The organism is Lysobacter sp. ISL-50 (assembly GCF_018612875.1).
Lineage (GTDB): Bacteria > Pseudomonadota > Gammaproteobacteria > Xanthomonadales > Xanthomonadaceae > Lysobacter.
The window spans coordinates 36,172-52,041 of sequence record NZ_JAGGRI010000026.1 but is presented as its reverse complement, the minus strand read 5'-3'; the positions used below and the strand labels follow the sequence as shown (position 1 = coordinate 52,041).

Annotated in this window: 16 protein-coding genes and 1 pseudogene; 5 read left to right on the top strand and 12 right to left on the bottom strand. The window is 66.1% G+C overall.

All coding sequences use genetic code 11. The features are described 5' to 3' along the window. Nucleotides 1–8: 8 nt before the first annotated feature. The gene (locus J7J50_RS16325; protein WP_215058369.1) at nucleotides 9–488 is read right to left on the bottom strand and encodes an MgtC/SapB family protein; all 480 of its coding nucleotides are present in this window, start codon (nucleotides 486–488) and stop codon (nucleotides 9–11) included. Between the two features lie 272 nt (nucleotides 489–760). On the opposite strand from J7J50_RS16325, the pseudogene J7J50_RS16320 reads away from it, so the two are divergent. From J7J50_RS16320 to J7J50_RS16305, 4 genes and pseudogenes are all read left to right on the top strand, one after another. Further along, nucleotides 761–931 (top strand): annotated as a pseudogene (locus J7J50_RS16320) (HupB); the annotation flags it as partial. A gap of 113 nt (nucleotides 932–1,044) precedes the next feature. Continuing rightward, a complete protein-coding gene (locus J7J50_RS16315) occupies nucleotides 1,045–1,413 on the top strand; it encodes a BON domain-containing protein (protein WP_215058367.1) in 369 nt (122 codons plus the stop codon). Between the two features lie 215 nt (nucleotides 1,414–1,628). Further along, nucleotides 1,629–2,243: a GIY-YIG nuclease family protein gene (locus tag J7J50_RS16310; RefSeq protein WP_215058366.1), complete on the top strand. Its 615-nt coding sequence runs from the start codon at nucleotides 1,629–1,631 to the stop codon at nucleotides 2,241–2,243. Between the two features lie 70 nt (nucleotides 2,244–2,313). Then, nucleotides 2,314–2,505: a hypothetical protein gene (locus J7J50_RS16305; RefSeq protein ID WP_215058365.1), complete on the top strand. Its 192-nt coding sequence runs from the start codon at nucleotides 2,314–2,316 to the stop codon at nucleotides 2,503–2,505. Between the two features lie 211 nt (nucleotides 2,506–2,716). Here the strand turns inward: J7J50_RS16305 and J7J50_RS16300 are convergent, their stop codons facing one another. Together J7J50_RS16300 and J7J50_RS16295 are read right to left on the bottom strand one after the other, a co-directional pair. Further along, on the bottom strand, nucleotides 2,717–3,304 hold the full coding sequence (locus J7J50_RS16300) for an alpha-ketoglutarate-dependent dioxygenase AlkB (RefSeq protein WP_215058364.1): 588 nt from the start codon (nucleotides 3,302–3,304) through the stop codon (nucleotides 2,717–2,719). Nucleotides 3,305–3,435: 131 nt separating this feature from the next. Continuing rightward, nucleotides 3,436–4,587: an MFS transporter gene (locus J7J50_RS16295; protein WP_251044606.1), complete on the bottom strand. Its 1,152-nt coding sequence runs from the start codon at nucleotides 4,585–4,587 to the stop codon at nucleotides 3,436–3,438. A 237-nt stretch (nucleotides 4,588–4,824) separates the two neighbouring features. Between J7J50_RS16295 and J7J50_RS16290 the strand changes: the two genes are divergently transcribed. Next, nucleotides 4,825–5,604 carry a helix-turn-helix transcriptional regulator gene (locus tag J7J50_RS16290; protein ID WP_215058362.1) on the top strand — a complete coding sequence of 260 codons (780 nt, stop codon included), beginning with the start codon at nucleotides 4,825–4,827 and terminating at the stop codon, nucleotides 5,602–5,604. A 165-nt stretch (nucleotides 5,605–5,769) separates the two neighbouring features. Here the strand turns inward: J7J50_RS16290 and J7J50_RS16285 are convergent, their stop codons facing one another. The 9 genes from J7J50_RS16285 to cyoB form a co-directional block, all read right to left on the bottom strand. Next, nucleotides 5,770–6,462, bottom strand: coding sequence for an alpha/beta hydrolase (locus J7J50_RS16285; RefSeq protein ID WP_215058361.1), 693 nt, complete (start codon nucleotides 6,460–6,462; stop codon nucleotides 5,770–5,772). A gap of 436 nt (nucleotides 6,463–6,898) precedes the next feature. Further along, complete coding sequence (locus J7J50_RS16280) at nucleotides 6,899–9,235, bottom strand: isoamylase (protein ID WP_215058360.1); 2,337 nt, start codon at nucleotides 9,233–9,235, stop codon at nucleotides 6,899–6,901. Between the two features lie 200 nt (nucleotides 9,236–9,435). After that, entirely contained in the window at nucleotides 9,436–9,603 is a 168-nt protein-coding gene (locus J7J50_RS16275) for a hypothetical protein (RefSeq protein WP_215058359.1), read from the bottom strand. 147 nt (nucleotides 9,604–9,750) lie between these two features. Continuing rightward, nucleotides 9,751–10,332 carry a response regulator transcription factor gene (locus J7J50_RS16270; protein WP_215058358.1) on the bottom strand — a complete coding sequence of 194 codons (582 nt, stop codon included), beginning with the start codon at nucleotides 10,330–10,332 and terminating at the stop codon, nucleotides 9,751–9,753. Continuing rightward, on the bottom strand, nucleotides 10,325–11,707 hold the full coding sequence (locus J7J50_RS16265; protein WP_215058357.1) for an ATP-binding protein: 1,383 nt from the start codon (nucleotides 11,705–11,707) through the stop codon (nucleotides 10,325–10,327). The genes J7J50_RS16270 and J7J50_RS16265 overlap by 8 nt, the downstream gene beginning before the upstream one ends. A 9-nt stretch (nucleotides 11,708–11,716) precedes the next feature. Beyond that, nucleotides 11,717–12,496: an SURF1 family protein gene (locus J7J50_RS16260; protein WP_215058356.1), complete on the bottom strand. Its 780-nt coding sequence runs from the start codon at nucleotides 12,494–12,496 to the stop codon at nucleotides 11,717–11,719. Nucleotides 12,497–12,704: 208 nt separating this feature from the next. Then, nucleotides 12,705–13,118, bottom strand: a complete 414-nt coding sequence (gene cyoD, locus J7J50_RS16255; protein WP_215058355.1) for a cytochrome o ubiquinol oxidase subunit IV — start codon at nucleotides 13,116–13,118, stop codon at nucleotides 12,705–12,707. Continuing rightward, the gene (cyoC, locus tag J7J50_RS16250) at nucleotides 13,115–13,744 is read right to left on the bottom strand and encodes a cytochrome o ubiquinol oxidase subunit III (RefSeq protein WP_215058354.1); all 630 of its coding nucleotides are present in this window, start codon (nucleotides 13,742–13,744) and stop codon (nucleotides 13,115–13,117) included. Before cyoC ends, cyoD begins: the two co-directional genes overlap by 4 nt. 92 nt (nucleotides 13,745–13,836) lie before the next feature. Next, nucleotides 13,837–15,843, bottom strand: a complete 2,007-nt coding sequence (gene cyoB, locus J7J50_RS16245; protein ID WP_251044601.1) for a cytochrome o ubiquinol oxidase subunit I — start codon at nucleotides 15,841–15,843, stop codon at nucleotides 13,837–13,839. Nucleotides 15,844–15,870: the final 27 nt, after the last annotated feature.

Below are 15,870 nucleotides of genomic sequence, written 5' to 3'. Positions count from 1 at the left end.
CGCGGCGGCTACCGGCCGTTCCGTGTCGGCGTCGGCTTCGTCCGCCAGCGCCGTTCGAAGACATCCAGCGCCACCAGCACCAGCAGGGTCAGCACCGCCGACGCCAGCGCCAGCAAGTGATAGCGCAGCCCGGCGCAGGCGCCGATCACCGCGACCATCAGCAGCGAGGCGGCGGTGGTGATGCCGGCGACGTCCTTGCCGCCGCGCGAGGCGAAGATGGTGCCGGCGCCGATGAAGGACACGCCGGCGACGACCGCTTCGACCAATCGCATCGGGTCCATGTTGATCAGCAGCGGCATGCGGAAACGCGGATCGGCGATCGCCAGTTGGCCCATCCCGATCAACAGCGACGACGCGCCGGCCACCAGCATGTGCGTGCGGAATCCCGCCGGCCGGTTCTTGAGTTCGCGTTCGTAACCGATCGCGCCGCCCAGCATCATCGCGTAGGCCGTGGCGCCGACGACCCACAGTTGCTCCATGACGGACATGAATGCGCTCCACGAGGGTGACCGTGTCTTTGATAACCGCGCGCTCGTGACTCGATCGTGATCGCGCACAGCGGGCGCCATCACCTTCGCGCGACGAGCATGAACGCAACACGCCGCGCTAACACCATGCTACGCACGGCTTAACTTCGCGGCGCGTAGCGTCGTTGCCACGGCAAACGCAACGACTTCGAACGATCCGGTGAGATGCGCCGGGACGCAATCTTACACCCGCACCCGCTGAGAGAACCGACGAGAACGAGAAGGAGAGTCCCATGCCCCGCGGCGACAAAACGTCCTATACCGACAAGCAGAAACGTCAGGCCGAGCACATCGAAAAAGGCTATATCGAGGAAGGCGTGTCGAAGAAGGAAGCCGAGGAACGCGCCTGGCGCACCGTCAACAAACAAGATCACGGCGGCAAGAAATCCGGCTCCGGGCGCAAGTCGCATCACTGACGCGCCGCATCGCCGATCCGCGCGAGTCCCATCGCCGTAACGCTTGAATCCCGCAGCCGCGCCGCTGTCGAGCGCCTGCATCGATCACCAGAGGATGCCTCATGAAAACTCCGATCATCGCAACCCTCGCCCTGACCTTCGCCCTGTCCGGCGCCGCCTGGGCCGCTCCGCAGACCGCCGGCACCAAGGCCGACGCGACCGATCCGGCGACGGCCGCCGCCAGTGGCGATTCCAATCAACCGGTCAGCGACACCTGGATCACCACCAAGGTCAAGGCCGAACTGATGGCGTCGAGCGAGGTCGCCGGCACCGACATCAACGTCGAGACCGTCAACGGCGTGGTCAAGCTGTCCGGCAACGTCGATAAGACCCAGGCCGACAAGGCCGCCTCGATCGCGAAGAATATCGACGGCGTGAAGAAGGTCGATACCAGCGCCCTGGTTTCGGCCAAGAGTGCGCACCATAAGTAAGCCGGGCATCGCTGAGCGGACAGGTGCTTCAGCGGACAGTGGCCGGCCGTGCGGTTCATTGCGCACGGTCGGCCGATGCGCAGGCGCTTTCGCGGGCCTTGCCGCGGTTCGCGGCGGGGCAGGGGAGGCGGCGCCTCCGACCGGCGGTCGCCGATATCCGCCGATTTGCGCAGCCGGCATCACCCGATGCGACATTCCCGCGCGATCATGCCCGCATGTCGTTCCTGAGCAGCGCCGAGCCGGAGAAGGTCCACAGCGCCAGCCAAGGGCGCTGCTATCTCTACGTGCTGCCGTGCGCCTACGAGGATCTGCTCAAGCTGGGGTTTTCGCGCAATCCGCTTTCGCGCGCCCAGCAGCTGCAGCCGCGCTATTTCGAATTCTTCGATCTGGATCGCGCGTTCGCGGTGCAGACCGACAGCGTGCGCGAGGCGCGCGCCATGGAACTGCGACTGCGCCGCGCCCTGACCGAACACAACGCGCCGGCGCCGCTGACCATCCGCGTCGAAGCGGCCGGGCACAGCGAGTGGTATCGCGGCGCGTACGCGATTCTCGACGCGCAGGCGCAGGCCATGCAGGCTCAGGGCCACCTCGTGCATCGTCCGCTGCGGCCGTGGCTGGGCCGGGAACTGGCCGAACAGGGCGATCAGCTGTTCGCCCGCGCCAGCGAACTGCTCGACCAATTGCAGGGCGAGCCCGAACTGCTGGATCAACCGCCGCTGGCGCGGCTGCGGCGCAACCTGCTCGACACCCTGGACGCGCACGCGGCGCTGGGCATCGATCTGGCGCCGCGATTACCCGAACCCTTGTTGCACTGGTACCGGCGCGACTGAGCCGTGAACGACGGTGGCGGTAGCGATCGGCGGCACTGTGTTCTATGGCGTTCTACTTAGGGAGACGACCATGACCCGACTCGACAAACCGATACGGCGCGAACTGGAAATCGAAGGCAAGCTCTATACCCTGACGATCGACCCGGACGGCTTGAAGTTGTCCGAGAAAGGCCGGCGCAAAGGCCTAGCCCTGAGCTGGACCGAGCTGGCCTCCGGGGATGCGGCGCTGGCGGCGGCGCTGCAGGCTTCGGTCGAACTCTGACCGCGGCGGAGCGGGCTGCTCAAAGCCCGCTCAAGTCTCTGCTTCGTACCCGAGCGAGCATTTCGCTTTTTTTGCCCGTCATTCCCGCGTTCGCGGGAATGACGTTCTGGAAGGATGACGCTGAAGTCACTGGATGTTCGGCTCCGCCGAAGTAAAGTGGAACCTGCCTTCGCGGGAATGCCGGCCTTGTTTTTTTCGAGGTCTGAACGGCCTAAGGCTGCCGCACCCGCAAAGCAATACTGATGCGCGCATCGCCCACCCCCGGCGATTTGGGAATGCCATGATCGTAGTGATGTTGCGAAGCGTGGCTCATCACCACCAGGCTGCCGGCTTCCAACTCCATATGCCACTGCGTGTGCGGCGCGCGCTTGGCGCGGAGGGTCATGCGCCGGGTCGCGCCAAGCGACAGCACCGCGATGGGCTGACGCGGCACCAGATCGTGCAGCTTGTCGTTATGCGGGGCGACGCTGTCGCGGCCGTCGCGATAAAGATTCAGGCCGACGCTGTTGAACGGCGCCGCCAGCCGCTCGCCGACCAGCTGCGCGGTTTCTTCCAGCATCGGCGGCAATCGCTCGCGCTCGCGGTCGAGCCGGTACGAGGCCATGCGCCGCGGCACCTCGACCAGACGCTCGTACATCATCCGCTGCTGGCTGTTCCATTCGGCCTGATGCCACAGCACTTCGAACAGGCGCTGGCACCAGTCGCGATCGAACACGCCCGGCAGGTAACGCACGCCGCCTTCGGCGTCGTCGATCGGGTGCTGCGGATCGGTGGTGTCGAACAGCGAATTCTGGTGCATGGCCGCGCGAGGATGCCCGGGGCCGGTCGCGTCGGATGAGACGCGCCGGCATCGAAACGGTCCTGCTCAGATGGCGCCGGATCGCGCCGCTTGCAAGTGCGCGAAGCGCTTGCTTCAACACCGCCGCGGATTCAGCCCGCGACCGCCTCGCGCTTCTCCAGCTTCGGCAGGAACCACGCGAGCAGGCCGATCGCCGGCAGATAGGCGCAGATCCGGTACACCGCCTCGATGCCGATATGGTCGGCCAGCTGTCCCAGCGCCGCCGCGCCCAGCCCGCCCATGCCGAAGGCGAACCCGAAGAACAGCCCGGCGATCACGCCGGTGCGGCCGGGCACGAGTTCCTGCGCGTAGACCAGGATCGCGGAGAACGCCGAGGACAGGATCAGGCCGATGATCACCGTCAGCACCGTGGTCCAGGCCAGATTGGCGTGCGGCAGGATCAGCGTGAACGGCAGCACGCCCAGGATCGAGAACCAGATGACGTAGCGGCGGCCGATGCGGTCGCCGATCGGCCCGCCGGCCAGGGTGCCCAGCGCGACCGCGCCGAGGAACACGAACAGATGCACCTGCGCGCTCTGCGCGGTCACGCCGAACTTGTGCATCAGGTAGAAGGTGTAATAGCTCGACAGGCTGGCCATGTAGAAATACTTGCTGAAGATCAGCAGGCCCAGCACGACCATGGTCGCGACGATGGTTTTACGCGGCAGCCGCGGCGCCGCGACCGCGCGCGCGCCGGCCTTGCGCTGCGCCGGAATCTGTTCGCGGTACCACAGGCCGATGCGGCTGAGGATCACCATCGCGGTCAGCGCCGCGAACGCGAACCAGGCGACGCTGCCCTGGCCGCGCGGCATGACGATGTACGCCGCCAGCAGCGGCCCCAGCGCCGAGCCCAGATTGCCGCCGACCTGGAACAGCGATTGCGCCAGGCCGTGGCGGCCGCCGGAGGCCATGCGCGCGATCCGCGAGGATTCGGGATGGAACACCGACGAGCCCGAGCCGACCAGCGCCGCGGCCAGCAGCAGCATCTCGAACGTCGTCGCCCGCGACAGCAGCAACAAGCCGCTGAGGGTGAAGCCCATGCCGATCGCCAGCGACCACGGCATCGGCCGCTTGTCGGTGTAGATGCCGACCAGCGGCTGCAGCAGCGAGGCGGTGACCTGGAAGGTCAGGGTGATCAGGCCGATCTGGCCGAAATCGAGCTGGAACGACTGCTTGAGCAACGGATACAGCGCCGGCAGCAGCGACTGGATCATGTCGTTGAGCAGGTGGCAGACGCTCAGCATCGCCAGGATCGGCAAAGCGATCTTGTTCGCGGCTTCGGCGGCCGGCGCCTGGGGGGCTTCGAAAGCGGGAATCTGCGGCGTGGTCGCCGCGTCGGCCAGCTCGGCCGTCGCGGTCGCGGTGGAATCCAGAGTGGTCATCGGTCGCGGCGAGTGGGGAGGGGCTGAACCCCTCCAGTAGACGCCGCCTTTATCCTGCCCGCACTATCATTCAGGTCAACAATCTTCGAGAACGGGCCAATGCGCAACGTCCTTGCGGTCCAGGCCGACAGTCTGCCCGGGCGCATCGTCGCGACGTCGAACGAGCACCCGACCCATCACCGCATCGCCCGGCACGATCATCGCCGCTCGCAGTTGCTGTATGCCGCGCACGGGATCATGGTGGTGGGCACGCAGACCGGCCGCTGGATCGTACCGCCCGAGCGCGCGGCGTGGATTCCGGCCGGCATGAGCCACGACGTGCATGTGCTGGCGCAGATCAGCACACGCAGCATCTATATCGAACCCGAAGTCAGCGCGGCCTTGCCGCGCGACTGCCGGGTGATCGGCGTGTCGCCGCTGATGCGTCATCTGCTGCTGGAAACCCTGGATCTGCCGCTGCTGGTCGACGCAGGCAGCGGTTCGCGTCCGGACCTGATCTATTCGCTGATCGTGCACGAGATCGAACGCGCGCCGGTGCTGCCGCTGGACATCCCGTTTCCGGCCGATCCGCGCCTGGCCAGGCGCTGCCGCGCGTACCTGGCCCATCCGTCGCCGCACGACAGCATCGACGACTGGTGCCGCGACCTGGCGATGAGCCGGCGCACCTTCACCCGGCGTTTCCGCGCGCAGACCGGCACCAGCTTCGGCCAGTGGTGCCGGCAGGCGGCGATCTTCGCCGCGTTGCCGCGTCTGGCCGCGGGCGAGGCGATCACCGCGCTGGCGCTGGATCTGGGTTACGAAAGCGCGTCGGCGTTCACGACCATGTTCAAGCGCTTGATCGGCATGCCGCCGAGCCGTTATCTGGCGATGTCGCTTTAGCTTATGTGGGAGAGGGCTTTTGTGGGAGAGGCTTCAGCCCCGATGCTTTTTAGCTTATGTGGGAGGGGCTTCAGCCCCGATGCTTTCCTTTCAGATCTGATCGCCGCTACCTGAGACAAAAGCATCGGGGCTGAAGCCCCTCCTACAAAAGCGAGGCCCCGCCGCTCAACCCACCGCCTGCGCCGCCTCATCGATCAGCGCCGCCACCTCGACCGGGCGCGACGCCAGCGAAGCATGGCCGGCGTCGAGCGTGATGACCTTCTTCGCATTCATGCGCGCCGACATGCGCTGCTGATTCTGCGGCGCGATCATGCGGTCCTGGCTGGAGACCTGATACCAGCTCGGCTTGGAGCGCCACGCCGGCGTGGCGACGGTGTCGCCGAAGGCGCTGGCCAGCGGCGCCTTCTGGGTGACGCCCATGATCAGGCCTTCCTCGGCGCTGAGATCCTGGCAGAAGCTCTCATGGAACTTGTCCGCCTTCAGCCACAGATAACCGTCGCTGTCCGGCGCCAGATTCGCCGCCGCGTCCGGCACATGTTCCTGCGTGATGCCGCCCGGGCTCTCGCCCGCGTCCGGCGCGAACGCGGCGATGTACACCAGTCCGACCACGTTGTCGTGATTGCCGGCTTCGCTGATGACCGCGCCGCCGTAGGAATGGCCCACCAGCAGCACCGGCCCGCCGACCTGAGCGACCATCTTGCGCGTGCGTTCGGCGTCGTCGGCCAGCGAGGTCAACGGCAGCTCGACCGCCTTGATGTCGCGATAGCCCTTGCGCGACAGCTCGGCGATGGTCTTGGCCCAGTGCGCCGCGCCGCCCCAGAAGCCGTGCACGAGAACGATGGTGGGTTTGGCGGACATGGCGCGGCTCCTCTGGCGGCCCTGGGGTAGGGCGGGTGGGGGCCTAACTTAGTCCTGGGTGTGTCATGGCGACGTTACTGGAGGGCTTCGATATTGTGTCTTGGCGTGAGACGGGGTGAATCGCTGGATGGGGCAAATCCGTTTGGGTTGAACTGCTCCGTTTGGGTTCAACTACGACGCAGTAAACGTTCACAGGCGAATCCCCCAGACCGTCATTCCCGCGAAGGCGGGAATCCAGGGCCTCAAACGTTCTCGCACGAAATGCCCTGGATTCCCGCCTTCGCGGGAATGACGGTCTGGGGGATTCGCCCTGATCTTGCGAGGACGTCTAAAGTCACTGGATGTTCGGCTCCGCCGAAGTAAAGCGGAGCCCGCGTTCGCGGGAATGACGGTCTGGAAAGGGCGCGGCAAAGTCTGATCCGACGAAAGAATCTACCTACTTCGCAATCAACAACAACACCGACCGCGCCTGCAACCCATAAGTCGCATTCTCCCCGCCAATCAACGTCTCGCTGCCCGGCACCGCCACCGCGTTCGGCCCCTCGTTCCACGTCGCCGTATCCGTCACCCGATACCACTGCTTGCCGCTGCCCGGCCATGGCAGAACGAAATTCACCGGCGCCGACCAGCCGTTGTAGGCGACATAGATCGCGCCGGCGCTGTCGCCGAATTCGCTGCCATCGACACGCCAGGCCAAGGCATGACTATTGGCGTCGTTGAAATAAGCCGTATCGGCCTGCGCGCCGTCGGGCTTGAACCAGCGCAGCTGCTCCATCACGTTGCCGTTGCCGTCCGTGCCGGAATAAAACCCGGCCGGACGCAAGGCCGGATGCGCCTTGCGGAACGCGATCAGGCGCCGGGTGTAGGTTTCGTGGTCGGTCTCGATCGCGCTGCGCGTCCAGTACAGCCAGTTCGCCGCCGAATCCAGGTTGTAGGTGTTGTTGTTGCCGAACTGGGTGCGCAGGGCCTCATCGCCGCCGGTGATCATCGGCACGCCCGCGCTCAGCATCATGAAAGCGAGGCCGGTGCGCGCGGCCTTGCGTTGCTCGGCGACCACGCCGGCCTGATTCCAGCTGATGTTGTTGTCTTCGCCGCCGTCGGACGGGCCGTAGGGCCAGGGCTGATTGTTCTGCTTGCTGTTATAGGCATACAGATCGTTCAAGGTGAAGCCGTCGTGGGCGACCATGAAGTTGATCGAGTGCCAGGGCTTGCGGCCGTCGTCGCCGTACAGATCGCTGGAGCCGGCGAAGCGCGAGGCCAAGGTTCCTGGCGTCACTGTCTCCATGCCGAGCTTGTTCTGCTTCTTGCGCAGCGCGTCGCGGTACAGGCCGTTCCATTCCGCCCAGCCGGCCGGGAAACCGCCGACCTGATACGAATTGCCGCCGATCGCCCACGGCTCGGCGATCAGGTCCAGGCCCGCGCCGCCCGCGGCCGGACGCGGCGGCAGTTCGGCGACGATGCGGTTGAGCGCGTTGCCGCCGTCGTTCTTGTCGAAGTTGAAACAGCCGTGCTGGCAGCTGTTGCCCAGTACCGAAGCGAGGTCGAAACGGAAGCCGTCCACGCCCAGGCTGTCGCGCCAGTAAGCCAGCGAATCGACGATCAGATTCTGCGCGGTCGGATGGCGGGTGTTGTAGTTGCCGCCGACGCCGGTGTTGTCCCAGGGATGTTGGAAGTCGCTGCTGAGCGAGTAATAGGCCGGATTGTCGAGTCCGCGCCACGACAGCAGGTTGTAGACCGTCAAGCCGTCACTGCCGCCCCACGGCCCGCCTTCGCCGGTGTGGTTGTAGACCACGTCGATATACACCTTGATTCCGGCGTCGTGATAGGCCTTGACCATCGCCTTCCACTCGCGCGTCGGCCCGCCGGGGGTCTTGTCGTAGGCGTAGCGCCGATCCGGGGCGAAATAATTCAGGGTCATGTAGCCCCAATAGTTATCGTCGGCGGTCGAGTTCGGCGCGACGTCGTTCTGATCGTTCTGGGTTTCCTGCACCGGCAGGAATTCCACCGCGGTGACGCCCAGCGCCGCCAGCGCCGCGGCCTTGCGCGCCGCGCCCTTGTAGGTGCCGCGTTCGGCCGCGGGCACGCCGCTGTCGTTGCGGGTCAGGCCGCGCACATGGACTTCGTAGATCACCTCGTCCTTGAGCGCGCGCGCGGGCTTGCTGCCGACCGCGCTGGTATCGGGCAGCAGCGCGATGCTCTTGCTCGCGCACGCGCCGCTGTCCTTGTTGCGGTGAACGGCGCCGGTGGCGTAGATCGTGCCGTCGGTGCAGGCGGCTGTGTTCGGGTCCTGGCTGATTTCGCGCGCGTAAGGATCGATCAGCAGCTTGTTGGGATTGAAGCGGTTGCCGGCGCTGTCGACATCGCTGACGAAGCCGCTGGCGCTGCCCTTGGTCCAGGCCGCGTTGTACGGCCAGTTCGGTCCCCAGGCGCGGTAACCGTAGTAGACCGTGCCGGTGATGCCGTAGCTGGTTTTGATCGTGGAGACCGGCACCGAGAGCGACCAGACCTGGGTGGCCGCGTCCTTGCTGAGCGGCAGCCGCGCGACTTCCTGCGCGCCGCTCGGGCTGGCGTACAGGAACACTTCCAAGCGGCTGGCGCGCGAGGAGTACACGCGGAAGTTGAGATTGCTCTGCGAGGCGTCGTAGCGCGCGCCCAGTTGCTGCGCATCGACGGCGGCGCGCGCCTCGAACGGCGGCGCGGCTATCAACATCAACCCGAGTACGGCGGCGGCGCCGGCCGACCGCATGCTCAACCCACGCAAACCCTTGCCCATCGCCGCGTACTCCCTTCGAGGTCGGAACGCGCGCGAGGCGCGCATGCGGGCCAACTCTACGCTCGCCTCGGGGCGCACAATTCCGATTGCAATCGTATTCAATGAACGCCGAGCGCTGCTGTGGACGCTCATTCGCGGCTTGCCTCACAGTTCGCTGAAGACTCGCGCGGCGGCCGGCTGCGCCCGCCGCGCCGGAACGATCACCGAGATGTTGTAGCCGTATTGCCTGACCCGCGCCTCGCGGCAATCGATGCGGCGACGATCAGGTTGTCGCGCAGCGGCGGCAGATGCAGGTTGAGCACGTTGAGACGGTAGTACAGGTCCCGGAGGAAGCCGCCGCTGTGCGAGAGCGCATGCAGAGTACGCATAAGCAACATTCCGGCGCAGCTGCGACGGCCTTCGCTTTAAGGTGCGGGCGCGTGGCCGGCGGGGAAAACGCGTTCTCGGTTCGGACGCGTCTTTTGCCGTTCGCGCAAACGATTCCGGCGGCGGCCGGCGCGAGCGGCGTCGCCGACTTACTTCACCCGATGCTTGCCGAGCTTGCGCGCCAGGGTGCGGCGGTGCATGCCGAGCCGGCGCGCGGTCTCGGAGATGTTGAAGTCGGTCTGCGCCAGCATCTCGTGGATGCGTTCCCACTCCAGGGTCTTGATCGAGGTCTGGCGCTCGGTGAGTTCCACCGTCGCATCGCCCTCGGCGCGGCCGAAGGCGGCCTCGATGTCGTCGGTGTTGGAAGGCTTCGCCAGGTAATGGCAGGCGCCGAGCTTGATCGCCTCCACCGCGGTGGCGATGCTGGCGTAGCCGGTCAACACCACGATCAGCATGTCCGGATCGTGTTCGTGCAGCGCCTGCACGCAGGTCAGGCCGGAATCGCCGCCGGCCAGTTTCAGATCGACCACCGCGTAGCCGGGGCTGTGCTCGCGCAGCAGCGCTTCGACTTCGCTCAGTTGCGCGGCGTTGTGGACGATGTAGCCGCGGCGCTCGAACGAACGGCTGAGCGTGCGCGCGAAGGCGGCGTCGTCCTCGACGATCAACAGGCGCCGCGGTTCGTCGTCGCCGGGCTCGGCGCGATCGCCGTCGCGCGGATCGGTGTCACTCATCGCCGGCCTCGCTGAGGGTCAGGGGCGACAGCGGCAGGTTCATGGTCACCACCGCGCCGCTGGGTTCGCGATTGCGCGCGACGATGCTGCCGCCGAGCTGGCGGGCGACGTTGAGCGCCAGGAACAGGCCCAGGCCGCCGCCGGGGCGGCCCTTGCTGGACTGATACGGCTTGCCGAAATGCGACAGCATCGCCGGGGCGAAACCCGGGCCGGCGTCGCTGACGCGCAGCACCAGCTTGTCGCCGTCGCGCCACGACTCCAGGCCGACCCAGCCGGGCGAGGCCTCCAGCGCGTTGTCGAGCACGTTGCAGATCATCTGCTTCAGGCCGGAATCGGAAATGATCGCCACATCCTCGCCGAAGCCGTTCTCGTAGTCGAATCCGCGCACCGGGCGGGTGCCGCGCCATTGCGCCACCAGATCGTCGAGAAAGGCCACCACCGTGGTCTGCGCCGGCGCCTCGCCGCGCGCTTCGCCGGCCGACAGCAGGATGCCGGTGACGATGCTCTTGCAGCGGGTCAGCTGGGTCTGCATTTCGTCGAGTTCCTGCAGCAGCTCGGGCTGCTGCGTGAACGGCGGCATGCGCCGCCAGTCGCCGAGGATCACCGACAGCGTCGCCAGCGGCGTGCCCAGCTCGTGCGCGGCGCCGGAGGCCAGCAGGCCCATGCGCACGATGTGTTCTTCCTCGGCGGCGCGTTGGCGCAGATCGGCCAGGCGCGCGTCGCGCGCGCGCAGGATGCGGCCGATGCGGGTGATGAACACCACCAGCAAGGTCGCGTTGAGCACGAAGCACAGCAACATGCCCTGCACATAGGGATCGGCCAGGCCGCGGGTCGGGTCGGCCGGAATCACCACCGGGCCGGCGAACGCGGTCAAGGCGATGAAGCACGCGCTGGTGACGACCACCACCGCCCAGCTCGCCCAGGTGCGCAGCAGCACCGCCGCCAGCACCACTTGCAGCAGATACAGGAACACGAAGGGATTGGCCGCGCCGCCGCTCAAATACAGCTGCGCGGTCAGGGTGAGGATATCGACCAGCAAGGCCAGGAACAGCGCGCCGTTGGTGACTTTCTCGCGGCGGCGCCAGCGCAGCATGCTGACCAGGTTGAACGCGGCCAGACAGGCCAGCACGATCGCCATCGGCATCAGCGGCAGCTTGATGTTGAAGCCGAAGTGGACGAAGACGATGGTGGCAACCTGGCCGATCACCGCGATCCATCGCAGCTGGATCAGCTGGTGCATGTTCTTGACGCCGGCGTTGTCGCGGGTGCCGGAGTCCGTGCGCGATTGGCCGAGTTCGGCGTGTGGGCTCGCCTCATCGGTCGAGGGCGATGCGGAGCGGACCTCAGCAGCGCGGGAAAGCGGTGTGTCGCGCATCGGCGTACCTCATTGAAGCCCATCGGACGCGCGCGCGGCGCGGCGCAAGCGGCGTTCTTCCAGCGCCACGCGCCCGGCGGCCGCGACCACCATCAACGCCAGCGCGAACCATGTCAGCGCGTATTGCAGATGATTGTTGGGAAACTTTATCACCGTCAGGCCGCCGACCGGCCAGGCCGGCTGCGTGCCTGGATCGCGCGGCAGGGGCGCGGCGCGGTCGGCGTCGATGAAGTAGGGCGCGACCGGCCGCAGGCCGCGCGCGGCGGCGATGGCCTGGACATCGCGCGAGTACCAGCGATCCCGGGCCGGCGCGTTGTCGCGCAGGAAACCGCCGCCGGGTTCGCTCAGGCGTAGCAGGCCGGTGACCTGCGTGTCGGTGGGCGGCGGCGAAGCGGCGGCTGCGCGCGCGTTCGGCACGAAGCCGCGATTGACCAGAACGATGTTGCCGTCCTGGGTTTGGAACGGCGTCAGCAGCCAGAAACCCGGGCCGAGTTCGGTCACCGCCTGGGTCAGGGTGTCGTGCGCGGGCAGGTAGCGGCCTTGCAGGCGCACGTGCCTGTACTCGTCGCGCGCGGCGCCGACCGTCGGCCATTCAGCCGGCCCTGGCGCCGCGCCGGGCAGGGCGTGCACGCGCGCTTCCACGCGCTGGATCAGGTCGAGTTTCCAGGCGCGGCGTTGCACCTGCCACGCGCCCAATGCGATCAGGCCGAGGAAGACGGCGATGAAGAGCAGCGACAGGACCGCCAGCGCGAAGCGGCCGCGGGGGCGCTTGGCAGGGGTTGCGGTCATGGTCGTGGCCTCTTCAATGGTCGCCAGCGGGCGTTGGCTTTTTGCTCGTCATTCCCGCGAAGGCGGGAATCCAGAGACTTCAGGCGTTCTCGCACGAAAGGCCCTGGATTCCCGCCTTCGCGGGAATGACGAGCAAAAAGCATACGCTCGAGCCTGGATTCCCGATTCCCGATTCCCGATTCCCGAATCCCGAATCCCGAATCCCGAATCAGGGCATATTCCGCATATCGTGCATCATCGTCGGCATCATGTTCGCGTTGAGGTGATGCATGACCCACAACGAGCCGGCCAGCATGATCACCACCAGCACCAGGGTGAAGATCAGCGCGAGCATGTTCCAGCCGCCCTCCGACTTCGTGTTCATGTGCAGGAAGTAGACCATGTGCACGACGATCTGCACGACGGCGAAGGCCAGGATCACGAACGCGGTCAGGCCAGAGCTGGGGATGACCTTGGCCATCACCAGCCAGAACGGAATCGCGGTCAGGATCAGCGACAGCACGAAGCCGATGGTGTAGCTGCCTACGCTGCCGTGGGCGCCGTCGTCGTGATCGTGATCGTCGTGGCCATGCTCGTGATCGTGGCCGTTGTCGTGGTGTTGCGTGGCGACCGGTTGGCTCACGGCAGCACTCCCATCAGATAGACGAAGGTGAAGACGCCGATCCACACGACGTCGAGGAAATGCCAGAACATCGACAGGCACAGCAGGCGGCGGCGGTTCTCGACCGTCAGGCCGTGCTTGCCGACCTGCGCCATCAGCGTGACCAGCCAGACGATGCCGAAGGTCACGTGCAGGCCGTGGGTGCCGACCAGGGCGAAGAACGAGGACAGGAACGCGCTGCGCTGCGGGCCGGCGCCCTCGTGGATGAGGTGCGCGAACTCGTACAGTTCCAGGCCGATGAAGGCCAGGCCGAACAGACCGGTGATCGCCAGCCAGCCTTGCACCGCGGCGATCTTGCGCTTCTGCATCGCGATCATCGCGAAGCCGTAGGTGATCGACGACAGCAGCAGCATCGAGGTATTGATCGCCACCAGTTGCAGATCGAACAGATCCGCGCCCGACGGGCCGGCCGCGTAGTTGCGGCCGAGCACGCCGTAGACGGCGAACAGGCAGGCGAACACCAGGCAGTCGCTCATCAGGTACAGCCAGAACCCGAGCAGGGTGCCGTTCTGCGGATGGTGCTTGCCCTTCAGGTCGAGGAAGACAGGGCTTCCGTCGGGCTGGTGCGAGGCGATTGAAGAGGACATGGGGTGGGGCCGGGAGTGAGTTCGAAGGGGTGAGGAGTGAGTCGATCAGAAGGGCGAGGACAGGCTGTTGCTCGTTCCTCGCTCCTGTGAACTCACTCCCAGGCGGCAGCCAACTGCCGCGTGCGCGCGGTTTCCGTGGCGGTCACTTGCTCCGCCGGGATGTAGTAGTCGCGCTTGTAGTTGAAGGTGTGGACGATCGCGGCGACCAGCATGGCGGCGAAGGACACGCCCGCGACCAGCCACATCTGCCAGATCATCGCGAACGCGCACAGCGTGCTCAGGCCGGCGATCACCACGCCCGCGCCGGTATTTTTCGGCATGTGGATCGCGCCGAAGCCCGCCTGCGGACGCTCGAAGCCGCGCTGCTTCATGTCGTGCCAGGCGTCGTTGTCGTGCACGACCGGAGTGAAGGCGAAGTTGTAGTCCGGCGGCGGCGAGGACGTCGACCATTCCAGGGTGCGCGCCTGCCACGGGTCGCCGGTTTCGTCGCGCAGCTCGTGGCGGCGGCGGATGCTCACCGCGAACTGGATGATCATGCTGAGGATGCCCAGCGCGATCAGCACCGCGCCGAAGGCGGCGATGATGAACCAGATCTGCAGCGAGGGGTCTTCGAAATGGTTCATGCGCCGGGTCACGCCCATCAGGCCCAGCACGTACAGCGGCATGAAGGCGAAGAAGAAGCCGGTGATCCAGAACCAGAACGAGCACTTGCCCCAGAACGGATCGAGCTTGAAGCCGAACGCCTTCGGCCACCAGAAGTTGATGCCGGCGAACAGGCCGAACAGCACGCCGCCGATGATCACGTTATGGAAGTGGGCGATCAGGAACAGGCTGTTGTGCAGGGCGAAGTCGGCCGGCGGCACCGCCAGCAGCACGCCGGTCATGCCGCCGATGGTGAAGGTGACCATGAAGCCGATCGTCCACAGCATCGGCACTTCGAAGCGGATGCGGCCGCGGTACATGGTGAACAGCCAGTTGAAGATCTTCGCGCCCGTCGGGATCGAGATGATCATCGTGGTGATGCCGAAGAACGAGTTGACGCTGGCGCCCGAGCCCATGGTGAAGAAGTGGTGCAGCCACACCAGGTAAGACAGGATGGTGATGACCACGGTCGCGTAGACCATCGAGGCGTAGCCGAACAGGCGCTTGCCGCTGAAGGTCGAGACGATCTCGGAGAAGATGCCGAAGCACGGCAGGATCAGGATGTAGACCTCCGGGTGGCCCCAGATCCAGATCAGGTTCACGTACATCATGGGGTTGCCGCCCAGATCGTTCGTGAAGAAGTTGGTGCCGGCGTAACGGTCCAGCGACAGCAGGCCCAGCACCGCGGTCAGCACCGGGAATGCGGCGACGATCAGCACGTTGGTGCACAGCGAGGTCCAGGTGAACACCGGCATCTTCATCATGCTCATGCCCGGCGCGCGCATCTTGACGATGGTCGCGATCAGGTTGATGCCCGACAGCAAAGTGCCGACGCCGGCTATCTGCAGCGCCCAGATGTAGTAATCGACGCCGACCCCGGGACTGTAGGCGATGCCCGACAGCGGCGGATACGCCAGCCAGCCGGTCTTGGCGAATTCGCCGATGAACAACGAGGCCATCACCAGCGCCGCGCCGCAGGCGGTCATCCAGAAGCTGAAGTTGTTGAGGAAGGGGAAGGCCACGTCGCGCGCGCCGATCTGCAGCGGCACCAGGTAGTTCATGAAGCCGGTGACCAGCGGCATGGCCACGAAGAAGATCATGATCACGCCGTGGGCGGTGAATATCTGGTCGTAGTGTTCCGGCGGCAGGTAGCCGGCGTTGTCGCCGAAGGCCATGGCCTGTTGCAGGCGCATCATGATCGCGTCGGCGAAGCCGCGCAGCAGCATCACCAGACCCAGGATGATGTACATGATGCCGATCTTCTTGTGATCGATGCTGGTGAACCACTCCTTCCACAGGTAGCTCCACAGCCTGTAGTAGGTGACCGCGCCGAGCACGGCGATGCCGCCGATCACGACCATGGCGAAGGTGGCGATCAGGATCGGCTCGTGCAGCGGGATCGAATCCCAGCTGAGCCGGCCGAAGATCAGCGAGGCTTGGTTGGACGGTTCAGACATCTTCACTCCAGAAGTCCGCTCACGGAC

Excerpts from the sequence above, each read along its gene's own strand:
- J7J50_RS16260 (WP_215058356.1), bottom strand. The coding sequence starts at position 12,496 with ATGACCGCAACCCCTGCCAAGCGCCCCCGCGGCCGCTTCGCGCTGGCG.
- J7J50_RS16295 (WP_251044606.1), bottom strand. The coding sequence starts at position 4,587 with ATGCTGAGCGTCTGCCACCTGCTCAACGACATGATCCAGTCGCTGCTG.
- J7J50_RS16270 (WP_215058358.1), bottom strand. The coding sequence starts at position 10,332 with ATGAGTGACACCGATCCGCGCGACGGCGATCGCGCCGAGCCCGGCGAC.
- J7J50_RS16285 (WP_215058361.1), bottom strand. The coding sequence starts at position 6,462 with ATGTCCGCCAAACCCACCATCGTTCTCGTGCACGGCTTCTGGGGCGGC.
- J7J50_RS16280 (WP_215058360.1), bottom strand. The coding sequence starts at position 9,235 with ATGGGCAAGGGTTTGCGTGGGTTGAGCATGCGGTCGGCCGGCGCCGCC.
- J7J50_RS16300 (WP_215058364.1), bottom strand. The coding sequence starts at position 3,304 with ATGCACCAGAATTCGCTGTTCGACACCACCGATCCGCAGCACCCGATC.
- J7J50_RS16305 (WP_215058365.1), top strand. The coding sequence starts at position 2,314 with ATGACCCGACTCGACAAACCGATACGGCGCGAACTGGAAATCGAAGGC.
- cyoC (WP_215058354.1), bottom strand. The coding sequence starts at position 13,744 with ATGTCCTCTTCAATCGCCTCGCACCAGCCCGACGGAAGCCCTGTCTTC.
- J7J50_RS16315 (WP_215058367.1), top strand. The coding sequence starts at position 1,045 with ATGAAAACTCCGATCATCGCAACCCTCGCCCTGACCTTCGCCCTGTCC.
- J7J50_RS16310 (WP_215058366.1), top strand. The coding sequence starts at position 1,629 with ATGTCGTTCCTGAGCAGCGCCGAGCCGGAGAAGGTCCACAGCGCCAGC.
- J7J50_RS16265 (WP_215058357.1), bottom strand. The coding sequence starts at position 11,707 with ATGCGCGACACACCGCTTTCCCGCGCTGCTGAGGTCCGCTCCGCATCG.
- cyoB (WP_251044601.1), bottom strand. The coding sequence starts at position 15,843 with ATGTCTGAACCGTCCAACCAAGCCTCGCTGATCTTCGGCCGGCTCAGC.
- J7J50_RS16275 (WP_215058359.1), bottom strand. The coding sequence starts at position 9,603 with ATGCGTACTCTGCATGCGCTCTCGCACAGCGGCGGCTTCCTCCGGGAC.
- J7J50_RS16290 (WP_215058362.1), top strand. The coding sequence starts at position 4,825 with ATGCGCAACGTCCTTGCGGTCCAGGCCGACAGTCTGCCCGGGCGCATC.
- J7J50_RS16325 (WP_215058369.1), bottom strand. The coding sequence starts at position 488 with ATGTCCGTCATGGAGCAACTGTGGGTCGTCGGCGCCACGGCCTACGCG.